The 5631-nt window shown below is 44.8% G+C and carries 8 protein-coding genes; 4 read left to right on the plus strand and 4 right to left on the minus strand.

Annotated features, from left to right (window positions below):
• The 3 genes from ACTHUT_RS13095 to ACTHUT_RS13105 form a co-directional block, all read left to right on the plus strand.
• The coding region (locus tag ACTHUT_RS13095; protein ID WP_440418875.1) for a transglycosylase SLT domain-containing protein at positions 1 to 1164 on the plus strand (1164 nt) is incomplete at its 5' end.
• 277 nt (positions 1165 to 1441) lie between these two features.
• Positions 1442 to 1654, plus strand: coding sequence for a 30S ribosomal protein S21 (rpsU, locus tag ACTHUT_RS13100; RefSeq protein ID WP_003680926.1), 213 nt, complete (start codon positions 1442 to 1444; stop codon positions 1652 to 1654).
• Between the two features lie 102 nt (positions 1655 to 1756).
• Positions 1757 to 2203 carry a GatB/YqeY domain-containing protein gene (locus ACTHUT_RS13105; protein ID WP_222570395.1) on the plus strand — a complete coding sequence of 149 codons (447 nt, stop codon included), beginning with the start codon at positions 1757 to 1759 and terminating at the stop codon, positions 2201 to 2203.
• 87 nt (positions 2204 to 2290) lie between these two features.
• On the opposite strand, the gene ACTHUT_RS13110 is transcribed toward ACTHUT_RS13105, so the two are convergent.
• Positions 2291 to 2656, minus strand: coding sequence for a hypothetical protein (locus tag ACTHUT_RS13110; protein WP_070814428.1), 366 nt, complete (start codon positions 2654 to 2656; stop codon positions 2291 to 2293).
• On the minus strand, positions 2653 to 2958 hold the full coding sequence (locus ACTHUT_RS13115; protein ID WP_222570394.1) for a hypothetical protein: 306 nt from the start codon (positions 2956 to 2958) through the stop codon (positions 2653 to 2655). The genes ACTHUT_RS13110 and ACTHUT_RS13115 overlap by 4 nt, the downstream gene beginning before the upstream one ends.
• 149 nt (positions 2959 to 3107) lie before the next feature.
• Here ACTHUT_RS13115 and ACTHUT_RS13120 point away from each other — a divergent pair, with 149 nt between their 5' ends.
• On the plus strand, positions 3108 to 3494 hold the full coding sequence (locus tag ACTHUT_RS13120; RefSeq protein ID WP_003760765.1) for a helix-turn-helix domain-containing protein: 387 nt from the start codon (positions 3108 to 3110) through the stop codon (positions 3492 to 3494).
• A 126-nt stretch (positions 3495 to 3620) separates the two neighbouring features.
• Here ACTHUT_RS13120 and accD read toward each other — a convergent pair whose 3' ends face one another.
• Together accD and trpA are read right to left on the minus strand one after the other, a co-directional pair.
• A complete protein-coding gene (accD, locus tag ACTHUT_RS13125) occupies positions 3621 to 4487 on the minus strand; it encodes an acetyl-CoA carboxylase, carboxyltransferase subunit beta (RefSeq protein ID WP_222570393.1) in 867 nt (288 codons plus the stop codon).
• Positions 4488 to 4561: 74 nt separating this feature from the next.
• On the minus strand, positions 4562 to 5347 hold the full coding sequence (trpA, locus tag ACTHUT_RS13130; protein ID WP_295697561.1) for a tryptophan synthase subunit alpha: 786 nt from the start codon (positions 5345 to 5347) through the stop codon (positions 4562 to 4564).
• Positions 5348 to 5631 lie beyond the last annotated feature (284 nt).

Below are 5631 nucleotides of genomic sequence, written 5' to 3' on the forward strand. Positions count from 1 at the left end.
CTGTCCGACATGGAATCCGGCCTCAGCCGCGAACAACGCAGCTTCGCATGGGGCGTATTGGGCCACTACCATGCACAAAGCCAAAACATGCCGACTGCTTTGAGCTACTACGGCCGCGTTTCCGACCACAAGCAACTGACCGACGAGCAATTGGAATGGTACGCACGCGCCGCTTTGCGCCTGCAACGTTGGGACGAATTGGCAAGCGTGATTCAGCATATGCCTGAAAAACTGCAAAAAGACCCGACATGGCAATATTGGCTGGGACGCAGCTTTGCGGCACAAGGCAAAAGCAGCCAAGCCAAAGAAATGTATGAAAAAGCCGCCGCTTCCGGCCGCAATTTCTACGCTGTATTGGCAGGTGAAGAGCTGGGCCGCCGCATCAATACGCGCAACAACGTTTCCGATGCCGATGCCAAAGATGTCCGCCGCATGAGCGAAGATGGCGCTATTAAACGCGCATTGGTTTTGTTTAAAAACAGCCAAAGCAACGGCGACTCCAAAATGCGCCGTCAGGCACAGGCAGAATGGCGTTTCGCCACCCGCGACTTCAACGAAGACAACCTGCTGACTGCCGCACAAGTCGCTTTTGACAACCAGTTCTACGACATGGCGATCAACAGCGCAGACCGTACCGACCACAAACTCAACTACAAACTGCGCTATATCTCTCCGTTTAAAGACCTGACCGTCCGCTATGCCGCACAGGCAGGCATTGACCCGGCATGGGTTTACGGTTTGATTCGCCAAGAGAGCCGCTTTGTCATGGGTGCGCAATCCAGCGTCGGCGCACAAGGCCTGATGCAGGTTATGCCTGCGACCGCCCGCGAAATCGCCGGCAAAATCGGCATGAGCAGCAGCGAACTCTACACCATGGACGGCAACATCCGCATGGGTACGTGGTACATGGCAGATGCCAAACGCCGCCTGCAAAATAACGAAGTAATGGCCACCGCAGGCTACAATGCCGGCCCAGGCCGCGCCCGCAACTGGCAGGCTTCTTCGCCTTTGGAAGGCGCGATTTACGCCGAAACCATCCCATTTACCGAAACCCGCGATTACGTGAAAAAAGTCATGACCAACGCGACTTATTACGCGTCATTGTTCAACGAGCCGCAAACTTCGCTGAAACAACGCATGGGTACGGTTCCCGGCCGTTATTAATACCCGATAGGCCGTCTGAAAAGTGAGACAGAATCAAACGTTCAGACGGCCTGCAACCTTGACAGACTATCGGGTTTATAAGATAATCGCCCGATTGTTTCTGACCAAAAAGGTCACTTGCACGGCAAAAGCCGACTTGTTAGGAGGTGATGTTTACATCACGGCGCGTATCCCGCCCTGCCCTCGGCAAACCAGCGATACAACAACTCCCCCATTATGACAAGCCGTCCCCTATTTCTTAAAACGGTTTGATTGAACAAAATTTAAAGGAAATAAAATGCCAGCTATTCGTGTTAAAGAGAATGAACCATTTGAAGTTGCCATGCGTCGTTTCAAACGCGCCGTAGAAAAAACCGGTCTGTTGACCGAACTGCGCGCCCGTGAAGCGTACGAAAAACCAACTACCGAACGCAAACGCAAAAAAGCTGCTGCAGCAAAACGTCTGCAAAAACGTCTGCGCAGCCAACAACTGCCTCCTAAAATGTACTAATTACAGGCCTGCCCTGTGATAAACGACACACCGCAAGGGCAGCTTTGCGGTGTGTTTTGTTTTTCAGACGGCATCTTTTTATTGATATAAAGTGAGAACATTATGAGCCTAAAAACACAATTAACCGAAGACATGAAAACCGCCATGCGTGCCAAAGACCAAGTATCTTTAAGCACCATCCGCCTGATTAATGCCGCCATCAAACAATTTGAAGTAGACGAGCGCACCGAAGCCGATGACGCCAAAGTCATCTCCATTCTGACCAAAATGGTGAAACAGCGCAAAGACAGCGCCAAAATCTATACTGAAGCCGGTCGTCAAGATTTGGCTGACAAAGAAAACGCAGAAATCGAAATCCTCAACCGCTACCTGCCACAAATGATGTCCGCAGAAGAAATCAAAACTGCCGTGGAAGCAGCTGTTGCAGAAACCGGTGCATCAGGCATGGCCGATATGGGCAAAGTCATGGGTGTATTGAAAACCCGTCTGGCCGGCAAAGCCGATATGGGTGAAGTCAACAAAATCCTCAAAGCTGCGCTGACTTCATAATTGAATACAGACCGCTTTGGGCGGATTCAAAAAAAGGTCGTCTGAAACCAAGATTTTGGGTTTCAGACGACCTTTTCCAGATAACCATTATTTTGTGTTATATCCTGTATGCATTTTCATCAAAAATTCAGCATTTGAATTATCATTTGTTATATTCTTCTCTTGATTATATATCTTAAATAGTTCATTTACATAAGCCAAACAAGCCAGCTTTTTTCGATCGAAAGGAAGTTCACTGAAATAATAATATAAATCGGGGTTTTGATCCGCTTCTCTCGTAAAGCTGATTAACTCTTCAAATGCCTCTCTATCCTGTCCAGAAATAATATAATTGTAAAGCCTATCTATGTGTAAATAAACTTTCATCTTGGCAGTATTCTTTTGAGAGAAATTTTTTATATAGCTCCAAATAAATGGGACTAAAACAAAAAGAAATATTAATAATACTTTCATTCCTTACCAACCCTAAAAATTAATATTAAAATCATATAAATTATCCCCCCAATTAATAATCCACTGATACCGGAAACAACTCCACACAATATAAAAGACCAAAATCCGCTAGGCAAAAATTGCTCATAAATATAACCTGAAGCAAAATAATTACCAATCATCAAAGGTAATAATAACAATAATCTACCTGAAAAAATTACCTCCATAAATCCACAAAACACCATAACCCAAACAAACTCATCTTTCGAGTCAAAATTAAAAATATATGCACATATCAAAAAAATTATTGCTATAAAACTCATACATAGCACCCTGAAACGACTGTTTCTGCATTTATTTAATACCTACTTAGATACAAAGATGCTATACTGAAAGTTAGATTTAAACCACCCACTAATCATATTGAATATCTATTTTTTAGTATCTAAATTCCGCCTAAAAGTGAGTAAGCATGGAACTTCATGAAAAAATTCGAGTAATGAGAGAAATGAACCAATGGTCTCAAGAAGAAATGGCAGAAAAATTGGCAATGTCTGCCAATGGGTATGCAAAGATAGAGCGCGGGCAAACTAAACTGACTTTTGATAAATTGAATCAGATTGCACAGATTTTTAAAATTGATGTAGTTGAATTGATTACAAAAGAAAAACCATTATTTCTTTTGGTCGGAGATAATAGCCATAATTACGGATCAAATTACTATGGCAACAATGAAGCGTTAATAGCTGAAAATGAAAAACTGAAACTGACAATATCTCATAATAATGAAATTATTCAACGACAAGAAAACGAGATTTTAGCTTTAAAAGAAATCATTTCTCTACTCAAAAAAAATTAACACTCTGAGACCTTTGCAAAATTCCCCTAAATTCCCACCAAGACATTTAGGGGATTTTGGGAAATTTTGCAAAGGTCTTAGGCCGTCTGAAATATGATTTTCAGACGGCCTTTCTTATTGTACTAATCAAGCAGCGGTTACTTTACCTTCATGACGCAACAAGGTAATTAAATCGCTGATACGTTTTTTCATGGAACGGCGATCGACGATTTGGTCGATTGCGCCCTTCTCTAACAAGAATTCTGCACGTTGAAAACCTTCCGGCAAGGTTTCACGTACAGTCTGCTCGATAACGCGCGGACCGGCAAAACCGATCAGCGCATTCGGCTCTGCCAAAACCACATCACCCAAGAAGGCAAAGCTGGCAGACACGCCGCCCATGGTCGGGTCGGTCAATACGGAAATAAACGGCAGACGTTTTTCAGTCAGCAAATGCAAAGCCGCGCTGGTCTTCGTCATCTGCATCAAAGAGTTGACCCCTTCCTGCATACGTGCACCACCGGAAGCCGCCACGCAAATAAACGAACAATTATCCGCAACGGCACGACGTACACCCTGAACGAAACGCTCGCCCACAACCGAGCCCATAGAGCCGCCGATAAAACGGAATTCAAACGCAGCCACAACGACAGGCAGGCCGTTCATGGTGCCTTTCATAACGACCAATGCATCGTCTTCACCGGTTGCTTTACGCGCAGCCGCGAGGCGGTCGGGATATTTTTTACTGTCTTTGAATTTCAGCGGGTCGGTCGGTTTAATATTGGCTGCAATCTCTTCACGGCCTTCTTCATCCAAAAGCAGATTCAAACGTTCGCGCGCAGAAAGCGGATTGTGATGATTACATTTCGGGCAGACTTCGCTGTTTTGCTTCAACTCGGTTGAATAAACCGTTGCCGAACAAGACGGACATTTGTGCCACAGGCCTTCAGGGACGCTGGACGAACTGCTTCGGTTTTTAATTTTCGGAGGAAGAATTTTATCTAGCCAGCTCATGAATGACTCCTTGGGATTCAGAATTCAGACGGCCTGTTGAATGTAAGGCCGTCTGAAACAATGGAATAAAAAATTTAGCGAATCGCGTCTTTCAACTCTTTAACCAACACGCCTACCGCTTCGGCCTCGCTACCTGCGTGGCTTTCAATCTCTTTGACGATACGGCTGCCGACAATAACGGCATCCGCTACCGCGCCAATCTTACGCGCACTCTCCGCATTATTAATGCCGAAGCCGACACCGATCGGAATATCAATATATTTGCGCAAAAGCTCTATTTTACGCGAAACTTCTTCAGTATCCAAACTTGCCGCACCGGTTACACCTTTGAGCGATACATAATACACAAAACCACCGGCTACTTTGGCAATCGTTTGAATACGCTCTTCAGTTGTTGTCGGCGCAATAAGGAAAATACAATCAATACCTTGCGCTTTCAAAGAGTCATGCAGCGGGGTAATGGTTTCTACCGGGGAATCCACAGTCAATACGCCATCTACACCCGCGTCGGCAGCCGCTTGTGCAAACGCTTGATAACCCATTTTATGTACTGGGTTCAAATAGCCCATCAAGACAACCGGCGTTTTATCATTGGTTTGGCGGAACAAGCGTACTGTTTCCAATACGTCGTGCAAAGAAACATGATTTGCCAACGCCCTTTCGGCCGCACGCTGAATAGTCGGACCATCCGCCATCGGGTCAGAAAACGGCACACCCAGTTCCAAAATATCGGCACCGTTAGCCACTAGGCTGTGCATCAATGCCAAGGTCGTCTCAAGGTTGGGATCACCCACCGTGATATAAGGAATCAGTGCTTTTGCGCCATTGAGCGCTGAGAAAGTTTGTTGGATTCTGCTCATTTTCTGCTATCCATTTCATCGATTTGAATGTTGTCCGACAGCCTAATCTATTCTGCCGTTACATTTATTGTAAAAAACTTAGTCTGCCGCAAAAACAAATGGCCACTTTTCCCAATCGGCAAACAAGAGGCTAAGTATAACATTTACGGCTATTTCGTAGAATCATTTGCAATCAAGATTCTGATATTTTGAAAGCAATATAAAACAATAAAGGCCGTCTGAAAATCATTCAAACAGCCTTTATTAGAATCAATTATGCAAATCTTTGTATGCCTTCGCACTTT

Source organism: Neisseria sp. P0022.S010, from assembly GCF_051956635.1.

Coding starts and splice junctions, on each gene's coding strand:
- rpsU (WP_003680926.1), top strand. CDS start 1,442: ATGCCAGCTATTCGTGTTAAAGAGAATGAACCATTTGAAGTTGCCATG.
- ACTHUT_RS13105 (WP_222570395.1), top strand. CDS start 1,757: ATGAGCCTAAAAACACAATTAACCGAAGACATGAAAACCGCCATGCGT.
- ACTHUT_RS13110 (WP_070814428.1), bottom strand. CDS start 2,656: ATGAAAGTATTATTAATATTTCTTTTTGTTTTAGTCCCATTTATTTGG.
- ACTHUT_RS13115 (WP_222570394.1), bottom strand. CDS start 2,958: ATGAGTTTTATAGCAATAATTTTTTTGATATGTGCATATATTTTTAAT.
- ACTHUT_RS13120 (WP_003760765.1), top strand. CDS start 3,108: ATGGAACTTCATGAAAAAATTCGAGTAATGAGAGAAATGAACCAATGG.
- accD (WP_222570393.1), bottom strand. CDS start 4,487: ATGAGCTGGCTAGATAAAATTCTTCCTCCGAAAATTAAAAACCGAAGC.
- trpA (WP_295697561.1), bottom strand. CDS start 5,347: ATGAGCAGAATCCAACAAACTTTCTCAGCGCTCAATGGCGCAAAAGCA.